This is a genomic window from Mycobacterium sp. UM_Kg27 (assembly GCF_000972905.1).
In the GTDB taxonomy this organism is placed as follows: Bacteria; Actinomycetota; Actinomycetes; order Mycobacteriales; family Mycobacteriaceae; genus Mycobacterium.
Window position 1 is genome coordinate 1 of the sequence record NZ_JRMM01000090.1, and the last position, 17802, is coordinate 17802.

The window sequence follows — 17802 nt, forward strand, 5'->3', positions numbered from 1 at the left end:
GCCACTTCCGGCGCGAACAACGGTGCAAACGCGCTTGCCGACGCCGGCTCGGCCGCGGCCGAGCCGATTTCCGGGGCTCCCAAGTTCAAGGCGTCGGTCGCCGCGGCCGAGCCGGCGTCGGCAAGCGCGTTTGCACCGTTGTTCGCGCCGGAAGTGGCGAGACCGGTCAGTCCCGTGGTCAACAGGGGTGCGGCCAGCGAAGGCACCATCATCGCCACCATCGGCGCCATCATGGCCATGGACATACCGATCTGGGGACCCATCGCAGCCATGCTGGCGGTGCTGGCGCTGGCGGTGGTGGCGGACTGACCCATCTGGTCGGCCTGCTGCTCGGCCTGCTGGCGCTGCTGTTCGGCCTGGGCGTCCTGCAGCATCTCCTGCTGGCCCGGCGCAAGCTCTTCGGCGGCCGGCGCGATCTCCGGCTGGGCCGGCGCGGGCTGGACCGGCGCAGACACCAATTCGGCGGGCTGAGGCTGGGGCTGGTTGTTGTTCGGCTCATCGGCGTATGCCGTCGCGCTACCTGCAAATGCGACCGCAGCCAAGAGTGCTCCCGAGACTGCCACCAGACGTTTACTCACTGCCGCAATATATGCCACGTCACACCACCTGTCCACCGATGCGGGCATCGGTACCTCAGCCTGGGAAGCCCCTGCTAGCGGCGCGTGGCCGATCGCGAACCCAGCGCCCGGTAAGCTGGCCCGTCGTGACCGATCGCCCCAGCCTGCGGCTGCACGACACGGCAACCGGCGCCGTGCGTGAATTTGCCCCGCTGCGGCCCGGTCATGTGTCCATCTATCTCTGCGGCGCCACCGTCCAGGCGGCACCGCATATCGGCCATGTCCGCAGCGGCGTGGCCTTCGATGTATTGCGCCGGTGGCTCACCGCCCGCGGCTACGACGTCGCCTTCGTGCGCAACGTGACCGACATCGACGACAAGATCCTGACCAAGGCCGCCGCAGCGGGCCGACCGTGGTGGGAGTGGGCCGCCACCCACGAGCGGGAGTTCACCGCCGCCTATGAGGCGCTGGGTGTGCTGCCGCCGTCGGCCGAACCGCGCGCCACCGGGCACATCACACAGATGGTCGAGCTGATCGAGCGGCTGATCGAGCGCGGCCACGCCTATGCCGGCGGCGGCGACGTCTACTTCGACGTACTCAGCTACCCCGACTACGGCCAGCTGTCCGGTCACCGCATCGACGACGTGCACCAGGGTGAGGGAGTCGCCACCGGTAAACGCGACCCGCGCGACTTCACGCTGTGGAAGGGCGCCAAGCCCGGTGAGCCCAGTTGGCCCACGCCGTGGGGCCCGGGCCGTCCGGGCTGGCACCTGGAGTGTTCGGCGATGGCCCGTGCCTACCTCGGTGCCGAATTCGACATCCACTGCGGCGGGATGGATCTGGTCTTCCCGCACCATGAGAACGAGATCGCTCAGAGTCGCGCCGCCGGAGACGGATTCGCGAACTACTGGCTGCACAACGGCTGGGTCACCCTCGGTGGCGAGAAGATGAGCAAGTCACTGGGCAACGTGCTGTCGATGTCGGCGGTGCTGCAACGAGTCCGGCCGGCCGAGCTGCGCTACTACCTGGGCAGTGCGCACTACCGGTCGATGCTCGAGTTCTCCGAAACCGCGCTGCGCGACGCCGTCAACGCCTACGTCGGCATCGAGGACTTCCTGCACCGGGTGCGCAGCCGGGCGGGCGCGGTGGTTCCCACCACCTGGACGGACCGCTTCGCCGCAGCCCTCGACGACGACCTGTCGGTGCCGATCGCCCTGGCCGAGGTACACCGGACGCGCGCGGAGGGCAACCGGGCGCTGGACTCCGGCGACCACGAGGGCGCGCTGGCCGCAGCCGGTGCGATCCGGGCGATGATGGACGTGCTCGGCTGCGACCCGCTCAACGAGCGCTGGGAATCGCGCGATGAGACCTCGGCGGCGCTGGCTGCTGTCGACGTCTTAGTGCGCGCCGAGTTGGAACGCCGGGAAACCGCTCGCGCGGAACGGGATTGGCAATTGGCCGATGAGATCCGCTGCAGACTCAAGGACGCCGGCATCGACGTCACCGACACCGGGGATGGTCCGCAATGGTCACTGCTGGTGGAGGGGTCTGAGTAGATGGCCGGAAATTCCAAGCGCAAGGGTGCGGTGCGCAAGCCCGGCACCAAGAAGGGGCCGACGGTCGGCTCCGGTGGCCAGCGCCGCCGCGGGCTCGAAGGCCGCGGCGCCACCCCGCCGGCGCACCAGCGGGAATACCACCCGGCGGCCAAGGCAGCCAAGCGTGCGGCAAAACAGCGCGCGTACCGGACCGCCAAGCGCACCGACGAGAACGAGACCGTGCTGGGGCGCAACCCGGTTCTGGAGTGCCTGCGTGCCGGAATCCCGGCCACCGCGCTGTATGTGGCGCTGGGCGCCGAGGCCGATGAGCGGCTGACCGAATCAGTTACTCGGGCAGCCGATTCCGGCTTGCCCATCCTGGAGGTCCCGCGGTCCGATCTGGACAAGATGACCACCAACGGCCTGCATCAGGGCATCGCGCTTCAGGTTCCGCCCTACAACTACGCGCATCCCGACGACCTGATCGCCGCCGCGCGCCGCGATGTCGCGCCGCCGCTGCTGGTCGCACTGGACAACATCTCTGATCCGCGCAATCTCGGCGCCATCGTGCGGTCGGTCGCGGCATTCGGCGGACACGGTGTGGTGATCCCGCAGCGTCGGTCGGCCTCGGTCACCGCGGTGGCCTGGCGAACCAGTGCCGGTGCGGCTGCGCGAGTTCCGATCGCGCGGGCGCCCAACCTGAACCAAACCTTGAAGGCATGGGCAGATCGCGGCCTGCAGATCGTCGGGTTGGACGCCGGCGGAGACACCGTGGTCGATGAGTTGGACGGCACCAGCCCGATGGTGTTGGTCGTCGGTTCCGAGGGCAAGGGATTGTCCCGCCTGGTCCGGCAGAACTGCGACGCCATCGTGTCGATTCCGATGTCCGGGCCCACCGAGTCGCTCAACGCATCGGTGGCCGCCGGGGTGGTGCTGGCCGAGATCGCCCGTCAGCGGCGGTGATTCGCCGTGCACTCATAGCGGCGGTGCTGATGGCTGCGGTGGCGAACCCTTCGGCAACGGCGGCCGCGCAGCGGTCGACGTTTGATCTGCAGGCGCATCGTGGCGGCCGAGGCGAGACCACCGAGGAATCGCTGCGTGCCTTCGCGAAATCGCTCGCGTTAGGCGTCAGCACCCTGGAGTTGGACATCGTGCTGACCCGCGACGCGCAGCCGCTGGTGTGGCACGACCCGGTGATCGAGCCGGCGAAGTGCGCCGACACCGCGCCGGTGTTCGCCGGCGATCCCGATTTCCCGTATCTGGGCAAGCGGGTAGCCGATCTCAGCCTCGCCCAGATCCGAACCCTGGACTGCGGACACCTGTTGCCGGGATTTCCGGATGCGGAAGTGGTGCCGGGCAACGTCATCGCCACCTTGCCGGAGGTCTTCGCGCTCGCAGGTCACACGGGCGTCCGCTACAACATCGAGACCAAGGTCGACGGCGAGAACCAGCAGCAGCTCGTCGACGTGATTCTGGCGGCGGTGCGGGCCGCCGGCCAGCTCGACGCCGTCGAGATCCAGAGTTTCGACTGGCGCACACTGCCGTTGGTGCGCGCCGCCGAACCGGGCATCCCGTTAATCGCGCTGGCCGAGCAGGGGCCTGACCCGATCCCTGGGGCGGTGGCGGTCGGCGCCGACATCGTGTCCCCGGACTACTCGATGGTCGATCGAGCGTTCGTTCAACGCGCACATGCGGCTGGGCTGCGGGTGATCCCGTGGACGGTCAATGATGCCGATGCCATGCGGCAACAGATTGCCGCCGGCGTCGACGGGCTCATCACCGACTATCCGAGCCGGCTGCGTGCCGTCATGGCCGACCTCGGCATGTCGCTGCCACGGGCTTACCCGGCGGGCTAGCAGCCCGCACCGCTAGACCCCCAGCAGTTGCGCGCTGGCCCACAGTGCCAGTACGGCCACCAGCAGCGTGGCCGGCACCGTGCACAGCCCCAGACGGGTGTATTCGCCGACTCCGGCCGCGACGTCGTAGCGGCGCAACACCCGGCGCCACAGCAGGTTTGACAGCGAGCCGGTATAGCTGAGGTTGGGGCCGATGTTGACTCCGATCAACACCGCCAGCACCGCGAGCGGGCCACTCGATGCCACCAATGGCACCAGCAACAGCGTGGCGGGCAGGTTATTGACAACGTTGGCCAACACCGCGGCGACCGCCGCGATGCCCAGCAGCGCCGCCAGGCCAGATCCCGCCGGCAGCACCGCGGACATCTGGGCGCCCAGGCCGTTGTCGACGACGGCCCGCACCACCACGCCGAGGGCCAGCACGAACACCAGGAAGCCGGGGTTGGCGGCCCGCAGAATGCCGGCGGGGGTGCTGCGCCGCTGCGCCAGTCCACGGGTGGCCAACACGGCCGCACCAGCGACCGCGGCCCACGCTGCCGGCAACCCGAACGTCTCGGCGACCACGAAGCCGGCCAGCGTCAGCCCCAGCACCACCAGCACGAACACCGGGATCGGCGGTGGTGGCCCGGCGTGCTGGTGCACCGGCGTGGCCCGCAGATCGGCCCGAAAGAACCAGCGGAAGATCAGGTAGACGACCGCGGTGGTGGCCAGCCACGGCGCGGCCATCAGCGCGGTGAACCTGACGAACGACAGGCCGGCCTGGTTGAACGCCAACAGATTGGTCAGGTTCGACACCGGCAGCAGCAGTGACGCCGTGTTGGCCAGATGCGCTGTCGCATACGCGTGTGGTCGCATCGGGGCGTGGCGGCGGCGGGCCATCATCAGCACCACCGGGGTCAGCAGCACCACCGTCGCATCCAGGCTCAGCACCGCGGTCAGACCGGCGGCGATGACGAACACGCGGCGCAGCAGATGGTGCGGTGGTCCGACGTCGGCCCGTGCCATCGCCGCACCGGCCGCCTCGAACAGGCCCTCGTCGTCACAGAGCTGCGCCAGGACCAGCACCGCGCCCAGGAACGCGACGACGTGCAGCAGAGTAGCGGCTTCGGTGACTGCGTCGTGCATCGAGATCGCGCCGGTGGCAACAAGAACGACGGCGGCCGGCACCGCAGCGAACATCTCCGGCCAGCCCCGTGGGCGGGCGACCGCGAACCCCAGCACCACGGCAAGCAGCAGCAGCGCCAGTGCCAGATTCAGGCCCACGGATCCTCACGACGCCACACCGTGGGCAGGTGAAGTCCGACCCCGTCGGACTCGGCCAACTCGGACAGAACCCGCATCGTGACGTTGAGGTCGTCGCCGGCGTAGGGCAAGGCGCGCAGCGGCTTTGACAAGGGCAGGAAGAAGTCGTCCCAGTGGGTCAACACCACCGTCGAAGCGCCGACGGTGCGCACCGTCTCATTCCAGTAGTCGACCAGGTATTGCCGGGGTTGAACGCCGAGCTGGCCGATGCCCAGGTAGACCACCTCGGCGTTGCGGCCGGCCAAGGCACCCGGGATGAAGCCGGCGCTGCCCAGGATCAGCAGATTGCGCCCCGAGGGGCGGTGGGCCACCAATGCCGACCAGGCCTCACCGCACTTGTAGGCAGATGCCCGCACCGGTGGAACCACCGCGGCGCTGATCACGCCGGGGAAGCGGTCCGGGGGGCAGTGTCGGGACTCGAGCAGGGTGACGTCGTAGGCGCCCAACGCAAGAGGAGTGCCGGGCGTCGCGACCTTCAGGCGATCGGCCGAGAGTCCCTGACCCCGGCCGACATTGGCCGTCGACTCGCCACCCACCAGCGTCGCACCGGTACGTTCGGCCACCACCGCGGAGTCCAGCGCGTGATCGATGTGTGAGTGCAGCGGGATCACCGCCGCCAGCTTCTGCACGCCGGCCCGGGCCAGGCAGGCGTCGATGCGAGCGGCCGACGGCGATACCTTGCCCAGCGCCACCCGAGCCAGACGGGGACGAGAGAAATAGCCGTCGGTCATCAGCGCCGACGACCCGTCGTCGATCAGCATGCTGGTCACGCCGAGCCACGTCACCGACAGCGGTGCGCCCGGCGCCGCGGGTGTGACGTCGAACCGGTCGGCGTACCGGCCGATGTCGGGGCGGCCGAGCTTGAGGCGCATCCGCTCAGGCTAACGGGGGACGGCGGCGCCCACGCCGCAGGCCGGCGTGACGGTCCTAGACCTTGGGGCTGTCGTCGTCGCCGATCAGCAACCGGACCGCCAGGTCCAGTCGGGTGCTGAAATCGGTGGCCGACGCCCGGCGGGTCAGCCAGGCCAGCAGGTTGGACAGCCACACATCCGAGATCACCCGGGAGATGTGGTACTGCTCCTCGGTCGGCTCGCCGTCGCTCATGGCCCCGGCGAACATCGAGTCGATCAATTTCTGGACGTGGTCGACTTCGCCGGCCGCCGAGGCGTCGGCGAAGACATACGCCCGCGTCATCGCCTCGGTGAGCAGTGGGTTGCGCTGCATGGCGCGGTTGAGTTTGTTGACCACCAGGTTCAGTCGCTGGTGGCGGGTGGTTGCGGCGAACGTTGCCGGGTCCGTCTTGGTGTCTACCCGCGCGATCTCTCGGCCCATCGCCGAGACCAGCAGGTGAACCTTCGACGGGAAGTAGCGGTACAAGGTGCCGACAGCCACGTCCGCGCGGTCGGCGACGGCGCGCATCTGCACCGCGTCGTAGCCGCCCTTGGAGGCGATCGCCAGCGTCGCGTCCAGGATGCGCTTGCGGCGTTCGCGCTGCGCCTCGGAGCCCAGGTCGGATTCGGTCAGCACAGCGACGTTGACCACCTCGCGCGGTTGGCTGGCCGATCCGCGGCCTGCGGTGCCCTCAGCTGACGACATGTGCTGCGCGGCTCCCTCCGTCGGTCTCCTGGCCCATAACGATACGCATCGCGTAGTTGAGTTTTGTGCTTCCCGGCATCGGCCGGACCCAACGTGTCCAGCCATTACGGTTCGACTTGACGCTCGGACGCTGGCACTATTAGAACACGTTCTAGTGGTTGGTGGGGGTGTTCGTGACCCGCCTCTCTCAAGCCCGTCTCGACCCGGAGGAGCCCAGCGTGTCCGTGACCATCAACGACGAACAGCTCGCAGCCCGCGAGCTGGTCCGCGACTGGGCCGCCGCCGCGGGCACCGCCGAAGCGATTCGCGCGGCGGAATTGGGTGAAACCGATTCCTGGCGAGCTGTTTTCGCGCGGCTGGCCGACCTGGGCCTGTTCGGTGTGGCGGTGCCCGAGGAGTCCGGCGGGGCCGGTGGGCGCCTCGAAGACCTCTGCGCGATGGTCGATGAGGCCGCCAGGGCCCTGGTTCCCGGGCCGGTTGCGACCACCGCGCTGGCCACCCTGGTGGTCACCGATCCGGCTTCGGTTGAAGCCCTGGCAGCCGGCGAGCGGACTGCCGGCGTGGTCACCGACCCGTCCGCGGCGGCGGTGAGCTTCGACGCCGCAGCCGGGCAGGCCTCCGGCACCGCTGAGCGGGTGCTCGGCGCCACCGCCGACGGACTGCTGCTGTTGCCGGCCGGCCAGGACTGGATCCTGGTGGACGCCGGCGCGGACGGGGTGAATGTCGAGCCCCTGGCCGCCACCGACTTCTCCCGACCGCTGGCCAAGGTGACGTTGACGGCAGCGCCGGCAGTGGTCCTGGAGGCCGGTCACCGGGTGGAGAACCTGGTGGTCACGGTGCTGGCCGCCGAGGCCGCCGGGGTCGCCCGCTGGGCGCTGGACACCGCGGTCGAATACGCCAAGGTGCGTGAACAGTTCGGTAAGCCGATCGGCAGCTTCCAGGCCATCAAGCACCTGTGCGCGGAGATGCTGTGCCGGGCCGATCAGGCCGCGGTGGCGGCCAGCGACGTGGCCCGCGCCGCTGCCGATTCCGATGACCAGCAGTTCGCGATCGCGGCCGCAGTCGCCGCCGCGATCTGCATCGACGCCGCCAAGGCCAACGCCAAGGACTGCATCCAGGTACTCGGCGGAATCGGCATCACCTGGGAGCACGACGCACACCTGTACCTGCGCCGGGCCTACGGCATCGGGCAGGCGCTGGGCGGACCCCAACGGTGGCTGCGCCGCACCGCCGCACTGACCCGCGACGGCCTGCGGCGCCGGTTGGAGGTCGACCTCGGTGAGGCCACCGACGTCCGGCCCGAGATCGCCGCGGAGGTGGCGCGCATCGCAGCGCTGCCCGCCGACCAGCACCAAGTGGCGCTGGCCGAATCCGGGCTGCTGGCGCCGCACTGGCCGGTTCCCTACGGACGCGCGGCCGGCCCCGCCGAGCAGCTGGTGATCGACCAGGAACTGGCCGCCGCCGGCGTCGGGCGTCCGGACCTGGTGGTCGGCTGGTGGGCAGCCCCGACGATTCTCGAGCACGGCACGCCCGAGCAGATCGAGCGCTTCATCCCGGCCACGCTGACCGGCGAGGTGTTCTGGTGTCAGCTGTTCTCCGAGCCCGGCGCCGGCTCGGACCTGGCGGCGCTGCGCACCAAGGCGGTGAAAGTCGACGGCGGCTGGCGGCTGACCGGTCAGAAGGTGTGGACGTCGCGAGCCCACGACTCGCAGTGGGGCGTCTGCCTGGCCAGGACCGATGCCGAAGCTCCGAAACACAAGGGCATCACCTACTTCCTGGTCGACATGGCCGCTGAGGGCATCGACATCCGGCCGCTGCGGGAGATCACCGGTGAGGCCCTGTTCAACGAGGTCTTCCTCGATGACGTCTTCGTCCCCGACGAGCAGGTGGTCGGCGGCGTCAACGACGGCTGGCGCCTGGCCCGCACCACCTTGGCCAACGAGCGCGTCGCGATCGCCGGCGGCACCGCGCTGGGCAACCCGATGGAGGAGCTGCTGAAAACCCTGGCGGATTCCGAACCCGACACCGCCACCGCCGAGCGTCTGGCCCGGCTGATCATCGCCGCGCAGGCGGGTTCGCTGCTGGATCAACGCATCGCCCAGCTCGCGGTGGGCGGTCAAGACCCGGGCTCGGAGTCCTCGGTGCGCAAGCTCATCGGGGTGCGCTACCGCCAGGAGCTGGCCGAGTTCCGGATGGATGTGGCCGAGGGGGGCGGCGCGGTGGCCGGCCGCGAAGTGCACGACTTCCTCAACACCCGGTGCCTGTCCATCGCCGGAGGCACCGAGCAGATCCTGTTGACACTGGCCGCTGAGCGGCTGCTGGGCCTGCCGCGCGGCTAGCTCGCCGCTGTCGCGCCGGTCGTCGCCGAGCGTAGCTTTCCGTCGCCGGGGGTACCCACTGTCGGAATCGCCGCCGACGAACGGAGTGCTGTGTGCCGGGCCGAATCGAGGTCGATGGCGTTACGCCGGTTGTGTCCTGCGGCCGGCAACCCGCCAAGGCAGTGGTCGGGGAGACCGTGCCGGTCCGCGCCGCGGTGTGGCGTGACGGACACGAAGTGGTCGCGGCGACCTTGGTCGTGCGCTACCTCGGCTGCGAGTCTCCACCGGGGTCGCAGACGCGTCTCGACGAGCAGGAAACGGCTGTTCCAGCGCCTCGAACAAAGCCGGCGCTGCTTCCGATGCGGGAGGGCGGCGAGCCGTACGTCTTCCACGGTGAATTCGTTCCCGACCAGACCGGGATGTGGGCTTTCCGGGTCGACGGGTGGACCGATTCGATCCGCACCTGGCGTGACGCGGTGGTCGCCAAGCTGGACGCCGGCCAGGACGAGGCCGAACTATCCAACGATCTGTTGATCGGTGCCGACCTGCTGGAGCGTGCCGCCGCGGCGATGCCCCGCAGCCGGCGTGAACCCGTCGTGGCAGCGGCTGCGGCATTGCGCCATCCCGGCGACCCGATCGTTCGCTCGGCGCCGGCATTGTCCGACGAGATCTCCCAGCTGCTCACCTGCTACCCGCTGCGCGACCTGCTCACCCGCGGACAGCAGTATCGGGTCTGGGTGGATCGGCCACTGGCCCGCTTCAGCTCCTGGTACGAGATGTTTCCGCGCTCCACCGGCGGATGGGACTCAGCGGGCGCTCCGGTGCACGGCACGCTGGCCACCGCCGCGTCGGCGCTACCGCGGATCGCCGAGATGGGATTCGACGTGGTCTATCTCCCGCCGATCCACCCGATCGGAAAGGTGCACCGAAAGGGTCGCAACAACAGCGCGGTGGCCGAACCCGGCGATGTCGGGTCACCATGGGCGATCGGCAGCGACGAGGGCGGCCACGATGCGGTGCACCCCGACTTGGGAGCAGTCGATGATTTCGACCAATTCGTTGCCAGGGCACGCGAACTCGGTCTGGAGGTCGCCTTGGATCTGGCGTTGCAGTGCGCTCCTGATCACCCGTGGGTGCGCCAACACCGTCAGTGGTTCACCGAGTTGCCGGACGGGACGATCGCCTACGCGGAGAATCCGCCGAAGAAATACCAGGATATCTACCCATTGAATTTCGACAATGATCCCGCCGGCCTGTATGCCGAGGTCCACCGCGTGGTGCAGTTCTGGATCTCACACGGGGTCAAAGTATTCCGGGTCGACAACCCGCATACCAAGCCACCCGGGTTCTGGGCATGGTTGATCACGAAAGTGAAGGCCGCCGAACCCGATGTGCTGTTCCTCTCGGAGGCGTTCACCCCGCCGGCACGACAGTACGGCCTGGCCAAGCTCGGTTTCACCCAGTCCTACACCTACTTCACCTGGCGAACTTCCAAGGCCGAACTCGTCGAATTCGGCGAAGAGATAGCCGAATTCGCGGATTTTCGCCGCCCCAATCTGTTCGTCAACACACCGGACATCCTGCACGCCAGTCTGCAACATCACGGCCCCGGTATGTTCGCCATCCGCGCGGTGCTGGCCGCGACGATGGGCCCCTCCTGGGGCGTGTATTCCGGCTATGAATTGTTCGAGCACGAGGCGCTGCACGAGGGAAGCGAAGAATACCTTCATTCGGAGAAATACGAGCTGCGTACCCGCGATTACGCCGCCGCGCGCCGCGAGGGCAGATCGCTGGAGCCGTTCATCGCTGCGCTCAACGCCATTCGCCGGCGGCACCCTGCCCTGCAGCAACTGCGCACCCTGCATTTCCATCACGTCGACAACGACGCGCTGCTGGCCTACAGCAAATTCGACCCGGCCAGCGGTGACACGGTGCTGGTGGTGGTGACCTTGAACGCATTCGGTGCCGAGGAAGCGACGTTGTCGCTCGACCTGACGACGCTGGGCATGGCGCCCTACGAGCGGTTCTGGGTGCGTGACGAAATCACCGGGGAGGAATACCAATGGGGGCAAGACAATTATGTGCGACTCGATCCGAGCCGAGCGGTCGCCCACATCATCAATATGCCGGTGATGAGTGCCCAGGCGCGAACCGACCTGCTGCATCGGAGGTGAAGACCCGATGACCCGAATCAAAAACCAGCCCGGCGGGCTCGAGGTGAACCGCGAGGATCTCGATCGGCTGATGTCCGGCGTGCACTACGACCCGCACTCGATCCTGGGCGCCCACGACAACGGCCAACACACCGTGATCCGGGCCTTGCGCCCGGGCGCGAGCGCGGTGGCGGTTGTGGTGGGCGGTGACCGGGTCCCGATGCAACACCTGGGCAACGGATTGTTCGCCGTGGTGCTGCCGTTCGCCGACCTGATCGACTATCGGCTGCAGATCGACTATCCCGGCGTCGCCGAACCGCAGATCGTGGCCGACGGGTATCGCTTCCTGCCGACGCTGGGCGAGGTCGACCTGCACCTGTTCGGTGAGGGCCGACACGAACAGCTTTGGGAGGTTCTGGGCGCTCATCCGCGCACGTTCACCACTGCGGACGGGCCGGTGACGGGCGTGTCGTTCGCGGTGTGGGCGCCCAACGCCAAGGGAATCGGGTTGATCAGTGACAGCACCGGCTGGGACGGCATCGGCGCACCCATGCGGGCACTGGGCTCATCCGGTGTGTGGGAACTGTTCTGGCCGGGGTTTCCGCTCGACGGGCTGTACAAGTTTCGTGTGCACGGCGCAGACGATGTGGTCACCGAGCGGGCTGACCCAATGGCGTTCGCCGCCGAGACCCCGCCGCACACCGCGTCGCGTGTCGCCACCAATCGCTACACCTGGAGTGACGGCGACTGGATGGATCGGCGGGCCACCGCAAACCCGGCGTTCGAGGCCATGAGCGTCTACGAAGTGCACCTCGGATCGTGGCGGCCTGGGTTGAGCTACCGCCAGCTTGCCGCCGAGTTGACGGATTACGTTGTGGAGCAAGGGTTCACTCACGTCGAACTGCTGCCGGTCGCGGAGCATCCGTTCGGCGGATCGTGGGGATATCAGGTCACCTCGTACTACGCGCCGACCGCGCGTTTCGGCACGCCCGACGACTTCCGCTTCCTGGTGGACGCGCTGCATCGTGCCGGCATCGGAGTCATTGTGGACTGGGTGCCGGCGCACTTCCCGAAAGATGCCTGGGCGCTGGGCCGGTTCGACGGCACCCCGCTGTATGAGCACGCTGATCCGCGGCGCGGTGAGCAGCTCGACTGGGGAACCTATGTGTTCGATTTCGGTCGCCCTGAGGTGCGCAACTTTCTAGTGGCCAATGCGCTGTACTGGCTGTTGGAGTTTCACATCGACGGACTACGAGTGGACGCCGTGGCGTCGATGCTCTACCTGGACTACTCGCGACCTCAGGGCGGCTGGACGCCGAACGTCTACGGCGGCCGAGAGAACCTGGAGGCGGTGCAGTTCCTCCAGGAGATGAACGCCACGGCACACAAATCGGCGCCCGGGATCGTCACGATCGCCGAAGAATCGACCTCGTGGCCCGGAGTGTCGAGACCGACCAGCCTTGGTGGACTGGGCTTTTCGATGAAGTGGAACATGGGCTGGATGCACGACACCCTCTCCTATCTCGGTCACGACCCGGTGCACCGCTCCTACCATCACCACGAGATGACCTTCTCGATGCTCTATGCCTACAGCGAGAATTTCGTGCTGCCGATCAGCCATGACGAAGTGGTGCACGGCAAGGGCACGCTGTGGAGCCGGATGCCCGGTGACGACCACGCCAAGGCGGCCGGGGTGCGCAGTCTGCTGGCCTACCAGTGGGCGCATCCGGGAAAGCAACTGCTGTTCATGGGCCAGGAGTTCGGCCAGCGTGCCGAGTGGTCGGAGGAACGCGGGCTGGACTGGTTCCAGCTCGACTCACCCGGCGAGCAGGACGGGTTCTCTGCGGGAATCCAATGCTTGGCCCGCGATCTCAACTCCGTCTACCGCAGCCGCCCCGCGCTGTGGAGCGAGGACACCAACCCGGCCGGCTATTCCTGGATCGATGCCAACGACTCCGCCAACAATGTGCTGAGCTTCCTGCGTTATGCGACAGACGGATCGGTGCTTGCGGCGGTGTTCAACTTCTCCGGTTTGGCGCATACCGACTACCACCTCGGACTGCCGTTCGCGGGCCGGTGGCGCGAGATACTCAACACCGACGCCGTCGACTACAACGGCGGCGGTGCAGGAAATTTCGGTGGTGTGGATGCCGTCGACGAACCTCGGCACGGGCGTCCTGCTTCCGCGGTACTGGTGCTGCCCCCGCTGTCGGCGTTGTGGCTGGAACCCGCCGCGCAAGCGATCACCGCTCGCTGAGTCGACTCAGCGCTCGCAGCGGAATGGGTAGCCAGGTGGGCCGGTGCCGGGCCTCGTATCCGGCCTCATAGACCGCCTTGTCCAGTTCGTAGGCGGCCAGTAGCGCTGCGCTATCCCGCGGGTCGGTGCCGGACTCCGCGCCATAGCCTTCGCAGAAGGCGCTGCGACAGCGGTCCAGCCACTCCCGGGCCCGGGTGGCCAGTTGCCGGGCCTGGCCGTCGCGCGACAGGTCGGCCAGTTTGCCGTACGCGGCGTACTCGTAGGACCGCAGTACGCCGGCGACATCGCGCAGCGGAGAGTCCGGCCTCCGACGTTCCGGCAGCGGTGCGCCGGGTTCGCCTTCGAAGTCGATCAGCAGCCAGCCGTTCGGGGTGCGCAGCACCTGACCCAGATGTAGGTCGCCGTGGACTCGTTGCACCGTGATCGTCTCGCCGGCGAGTGCGGCGAAGCGCTCTTCGATAGCGGGCAGGTGGGGGCGTATTTCGGGCACGCCCTCCGCGGTCGCCGACAACCGCGACAGCAGCGCCTCGGCCGGGAAGAGCGACTGCGAAGTCCCCAGCGTGTCGGCCAGTGTCCGGTGCACCGATGCGACAGCCTCACCGAGGCGGTACGACTCACCGGCGAAGTCGCCGCCCACTTCGTAGGCGTACAGATCGGCTTCGGCGAACAGGTCGCGCACGCTCGCGGTCGCCATCGCCCAGCCTTCGGCCGAGTTCAACGCGTATTCGCTGACCATTCCCAGCGCATAGGGCAACACGCCAGAGTCGCCCGGCAACTCGATCTGGTAGGAGCCGAACAGTCGCGGTACGTGGTGGTTGGCGGCTCGGCCCAGCGCTGCGTTGAGCTCGATATCCGGATTGATCCCATCTCTGATCCGCCGGAACACCTTGAGGACCACTTTTTCCTCGACGATGACGCTGGTGTTGCTCTGCTCGGCTTCCGATACGCGGGACTCGGCGCGAACCGGCAGCGTGGCCCCCGGCTCCGGTGTGAACGTGACGTCGCCCCGCCGGGCTGCCGAATCGATCAGTGACAACAAGACTCGGGTTGCCGCGGCGTCGTAGAGAGCGTCGGAGGCGGTGTGCCCGCCATGGGTTCCGATCGTCGCGACCTGGGCGTACTCCGGCGCCAGGTCCACGTCCCAGCCGACTATCACCTGGTAGCGATCGGCGGTGCCGTCGGTGTAGCCGACGTCGATCAGCACCAGCTGCAGGCCGCCCCCCAACTCCACCACCAGGAAGGGATCTGCCTGGGCCAATTGCTTATTCCGCCCCGCGTACCAGCGTCGGGTTGGTAGCCATTCCGCCCACGGCAGGCCCGCTGGTTCGCCGGTGCCACCGGTCATGACATGTCCTCCTTCGACTCGCGTGGCTCGCACAGCTGAAACCAGTAGAAGCCGTGGCCGGGAAGTGTGAGCAGGTATGGCAGTTTTCCGATTCGGGGAAACTCCACCGAACCGGTGAGTTCCACCGGTATGTGGCCGTCCCAGTGCTGCAGGTTCAGTTCGATCGGCTGGGGAAACCGGGACAGGTTGTTGACGCACAAGACCGTGTTCCCGTCGTCACCCGAGATCTCCCGCACGAAGGCCAGCACCGACGGATTCGAGCCGCCCAGTTCGCGGAATTCGCCGAGGGCGAAGGCGTCATACCGGCGTCGAATGGCCAGCATGGTGCGCGTCCAGTTGAGCAACGACGTGGAGGTGTCGCGTTGCGATTCGACGTTGACGGACTGATGACCGTAGACCGCGTCCTGAATGGGCGGCAGGTACAGGCGGCCGGGGTTGGCGGTGGAGAAGCCCGCGTTGCGGTCGGGTGTCCACTGCATCGGGGTGCGCACCGCGTCGCGGTCGCCCAGCCAGATGATGTCGCCCATCCCAATCTCGTCACCGTAGTAGAGGATCGGGGAGCCGGGCAGCGACAGCAACAGGGCGGTGAACAGTTCGATCTGGTTGCGGTCCTTGTCCAGCAGCGGGGCAAGCCGGCGCCGGATCCCCACATTCGCCTTCATCCGCGGGTCTTTGGCGTATTCGGCGTACATGTAGTCGCGCTCGTCGTCGGTGACCATCTCCAAGGTCAACTCGTCATGGTTGCGCAAGAAGATTCCCCATTGCGCCAAATGGGGTATCGGTGGCGTCTGCGCCAGGATCTCCGAGATCGGGAAGCGTGACTCTCGGCGTACCGCCATGAAAATGCGTGGCATCAGCGGGAAGTGGAATGCCATGTGGCATTCATCACCGCCGGTGTCCGGGTTGCCGAAATACTCGACCACGTCCGTCGGCCACTGATTGGCCTCGGCCAGCAGAACCCTGCCGGGAAACTCGTCGTCGACCACCTTGCGGCAGCGCTTCAGGAAATCATGTGTCTCAGGCAGGTTTTCGCAGTTGGTCCCCTCCCTCTCGAACAGGTACGGCACCGCGTCCAACCGAAACCCGTCGATGCCGAGGTTGAGCCAGAACCGCAGCACATCGATCATGGCTTCCTGCACCGCCGGGTTGTCATAATTCAGATCCGGCTGGTGGGAGAAGAACCGGTGCCAATAGAACTGCTTGCGCACCGCGTCGAACGTCCAGTTGGACTCCTCGGTGTCGACGAAGATGATCCGGGCATCGCCGTACCGTTCGCTGGTGTCACTCCACACGTAGTAGTCGCCATGGGGGCCGTCCGGGTCTTGCCGCGACTGTTGAAACCACGGGTGACTGTCGGAGGTGTGGTTCATCACCAGATCGGTGATCACCCGAATACCGCGCCGATGGGCGGCGTCGAGCAATTCGACGAAATCGTCGACCGTGCCGAACTCCGGCAACACCTTGTAGAAATCCCGGATGTCATAGCCGCCGTCGCGCAACGGCGAGTCGTAGAACGGCGGCAACCACAGACAGTCGACGCCGAGCCACTGCAGGTAGTCCAGCTGCTCGGTCAGGCCCCGCAGGTCCCCGATCCCGTCCCCGTTGGAGTCGTAGAACGCCCGGACCAGTACCTCGTAGAACACCGCTCGCTTGAACCAGACCGGGTCCGCCGGCAGGGCCGCGGCGTCGCCGAAATCGTCCGCGCTCGGGTGCTCGACGATGCCGTCCTCGACATGGCTGCCCGCCCCGGGGTCTGCTACGTCCTGACCAAGTTCGTCGTCCGCGTCGAAGGCCATATCTCGACATGTACCCCATTCCGGTCGTGATTACCTGGCAGGCGATTGGTCATCGTGATCGTGCGAGAACAACGCGGCGGTGCGGGCGATCCGCGGATCGGCCTGCAACTGTTCGAGAGGCGCGGACAGCGGCAGACGCCAATTCGGATACTGATCCACGGTGCCGGGCAGGTTGGGCTGACAAGGCTCGGCCAGCACGTCGTAGGGGGAGACCAGTTTCAGCCGGCTCGGGGTGGCCGCCAGAAAGCGGTGCATGGCGTCGATGATCCGCGGCTCATCCGGAGCCATCTCGTCATGCTCAAGAAACCCTTCGGTACGCAGTAGCTCAAGCCATTCGGCTCGTTCCTGCTCGGCGGCGGACTGTGCGGCCGCCACGTCGTCGAGCAGACCCCGCTCGGCGCGTGCCCGCACATGCTCGGCGCGGAAGAATCCGGCGGCGGTGGGCAGGTCGTGGGTAGAGATGCTGGCAGCCACCCGCGACGGCCACTTCGCGGACGGAAGCAACGGCTGGCCGGGGGCCGATTCATCGCGAGTGAACCAGGAGACCGCGCACCCCAGCATTTCATTGCCGGCCAGCGCGCGGGTGACTTCCGGTTCGACGGTTCCCAGGTCCTCGCCGATGACGACAGCGTTGGCGCGATGCGCCTCCAGTGCCAGCACCGCGAGCATGACGTCGGCGTCGTAGTGGACATAGGTGCCGCGGTCGGGGCTTTCGCCAGGGGGGATCCACCACAGCCGCCACAATCCGGCGACGTGATCGATGCGTACGCCGTCCGCGTGGGCCAGGACGGCCCGCAGCATGTCGCGCACCGCGCGGTAGCCGGTGGCCGCCAAGCGGTCCGGTCGCCATGGCGGCAGACACCAGTCCTGCCCACGAGGGCTGAACGTATCCGGAGGCGCGCCGACGCTGGCATCAACGGCCAGCACGTCGGCCAGGGCCCACGCATCGGCGCCATCGCCGTCGACGCCGACTGCCAGGTCGTGCAGCACGCCCAGCGCCATGCCCGCGTTCTTGGCGGCACTCTGCACCGCCAGCAACTGCTCCGTGCAGCGCTGCTGCACCTGTCTCTTATTACACATCTCCGAG

Annotated in this window: 13 protein-coding genes; 6 read left to right on the plus strand and 7 right to left on the minus strand. The window is 67.6% G+C overall.

What is annotated here, in order from left to right; genetic code table 11:
- On the minus strand, positions 1-578 hold a 578-nt coding region (locus LI94_RS14395), incomplete at its 3' end, for a hypothetical protein (protein ID WP_046301606.1).
- Positions 579-703: 125 nt separating this feature from the next.
- On the opposite strand from LI94_RS14395, the gene cysS reads away from it, so the two are divergent.
- From cysS to LI94_RS14410, 3 genes are read left to right on the plus strand one after another with little or no spacing between them, the layout of a single operon-like run.
- Entirely contained in the window at positions 704-2113 is a 1410-nt protein-coding gene (gene cysS / locus LI94_RS14400; protein WP_024442380.1) for a cysteine--tRNA ligase, read from the plus strand.
- Positions 2114-3055: a 23S rRNA (guanosine(2251)-2'-O)-methyltransferase RlmB gene (gene rlmB, locus LI94_RS14405; protein WP_024442381.1), complete on the plus strand. Its 942-nt coding sequence runs from the start codon at positions 2114-2116 to the stop codon at positions 3053-3055.
- Positions 3052-3948 carry a glycerophosphodiester phosphodiesterase family protein gene (locus LI94_RS14410; RefSeq protein ID WP_046301607.1) on the plus strand — a complete coding sequence of 299 codons (897 nt, stop codon included), beginning with the start codon at positions 3052-3054 and terminating at the stop codon, positions 3946-3948. Before rlmB ends, LI94_RS14410 begins: the two co-directional genes overlap by 4 nt.
- Positions 3949-3960: 12 nt before the next feature.
- Here LI94_RS14410 and LI94_RS14415 read toward each other — a convergent pair whose 3' ends face one another.
- From LI94_RS14415 to kstR, 3 genes are read right to left on the minus strand one after another with little or no spacing between them, the layout of a single operon-like run.
- On the minus strand, positions 3961-5205 hold the full coding sequence (locus tag LI94_RS14415; RefSeq protein ID WP_046301613.1) for an SLC13 family permease: 1245 nt from the start codon (positions 5203-5205) through the stop codon (positions 3961-3963).
- Complete coding sequence (locus tag LI94_RS14420; RefSeq protein WP_046301608.1) at positions 5202-6122, minus strand: MBL fold metallo-hydrolase; 921 nt, start codon at positions 6120-6122, stop codon at positions 5202-5204. The genes LI94_RS14415 and LI94_RS14420 overlap by 4 nt, the downstream gene beginning before the upstream one ends.
- Before the next feature lie 55 nt (positions 6123-6177).
- Complete coding sequence (kstR, locus tag LI94_RS14425; RefSeq protein WP_024442385.1) at positions 6178-6846, minus strand: cholesterol catabolism transcriptional regulator KstR; 669 nt, start codon at positions 6844-6846, stop codon at positions 6178-6180.
- Positions 6847-7064: 218 nt separating this feature from the next.
- On the opposite strand from kstR, the gene LI94_RS14430 reads away from it, so the two are divergent.
- From LI94_RS14430 to glgB, 3 genes are all read left to right on the plus strand, one after another.
- Positions 7065-9185 carry an acyl-CoA dehydrogenase gene (locus LI94_RS14430; protein WP_046301614.1) on the plus strand — a complete coding sequence of 707 codons (2121 nt, stop codon included), beginning with the start codon at positions 7065-7067 and terminating at the stop codon, positions 9183-9185.
- Positions 9186-9277: 92 nt separating this feature from the next.
- The gene (locus tag LI94_RS14435) at positions 9278-11338 is read left to right on the plus strand and encodes an alpha-1,4-glucan--maltose-1-phosphate maltosyltransferase (RefSeq protein ID WP_046301609.1); all 2061 of its coding nucleotides are present in this window, start codon (positions 9278-9280) and stop codon (positions 11336-11338) included.
- 7 nt (positions 11339-11345) lie between these two features.
- Entirely contained in the window at positions 11346-13574 is a 2229-nt protein-coding gene (glgB, locus tag LI94_RS14440) for a 1,4-alpha-glucan branching protein GlgB (RefSeq protein ID WP_046301610.1), read from the plus strand.
- On the opposite strand, the gene LI94_RS14445 is transcribed toward glgB, so the two are convergent.
- The 3 genes from LI94_RS14445 to malQ all read right to left on the minus strand — a co-directional run.
- On the minus strand, positions 13561-14919 hold the full coding sequence (locus tag LI94_RS14445; protein WP_046301611.1) for a phosphotransferase: 1359 nt from the start codon (positions 14917-14919) through the stop codon (positions 13561-13563). The genes glgB and LI94_RS14445 overlap by 14 nt on opposite strands.
- Complete coding sequence (treS, locus tag LI94_RS14450) at positions 14916-16715, minus strand: maltose alpha-D-glucosyltransferase (protein WP_046301612.1); 1800 nt, start codon at positions 16713-16715, stop codon at positions 14916-14918. Before treS ends, LI94_RS14445 begins: the two co-directional genes overlap by 4 nt.
- Before the next feature lie 30 nt (positions 16716-16745).
- The coding region (malQ, locus tag LI94_RS14455) for a 4-alpha-glucanotransferase (RefSeq protein WP_046301615.1) at positions 16746-17802 on the minus strand (1057 nt) is incomplete at its 5' end.

Coding starts and splice junctions, on each gene's coding strand:
- rlmB (WP_024442381.1), top strand. CDS start 2,114: ATGGCCGGAAATTCCAAGCGCAAGGGTGCGGTGCGCAAGCCCGGCACC.
- LI94_RS14420 (WP_046301608.1), bottom strand. CDS start 6,122: ATGCGCCTCAAGCTCGGCCGCCCCGACATCGGCCGGTACGCCGACCGG.
- kstR (WP_024442385.1), bottom strand. CDS start 6,846: ATGTCGTCAGCTGAGGGCACCGCAGGCCGCGGATCGGCCAGCCAACCG.
- glgB (WP_046301610.1), top strand. CDS start 11,346: ATGACCCGAATCAAAAACCAGCCCGGCGGGCTCGAGGTGAACCGCGAG.
- LI94_RS14445 (WP_046301611.1), bottom strand. CDS start 14,919: ATGACCGGTGGCACCGGCGAACCAGCGGGCCTGCCGTGGGCGGAATGG.
- treS (WP_046301612.1), bottom strand. CDS start 16,715: ATGGCCTTCGACGCGGACGACGAACTTGGTCAGGACGTAGCAGACCCC.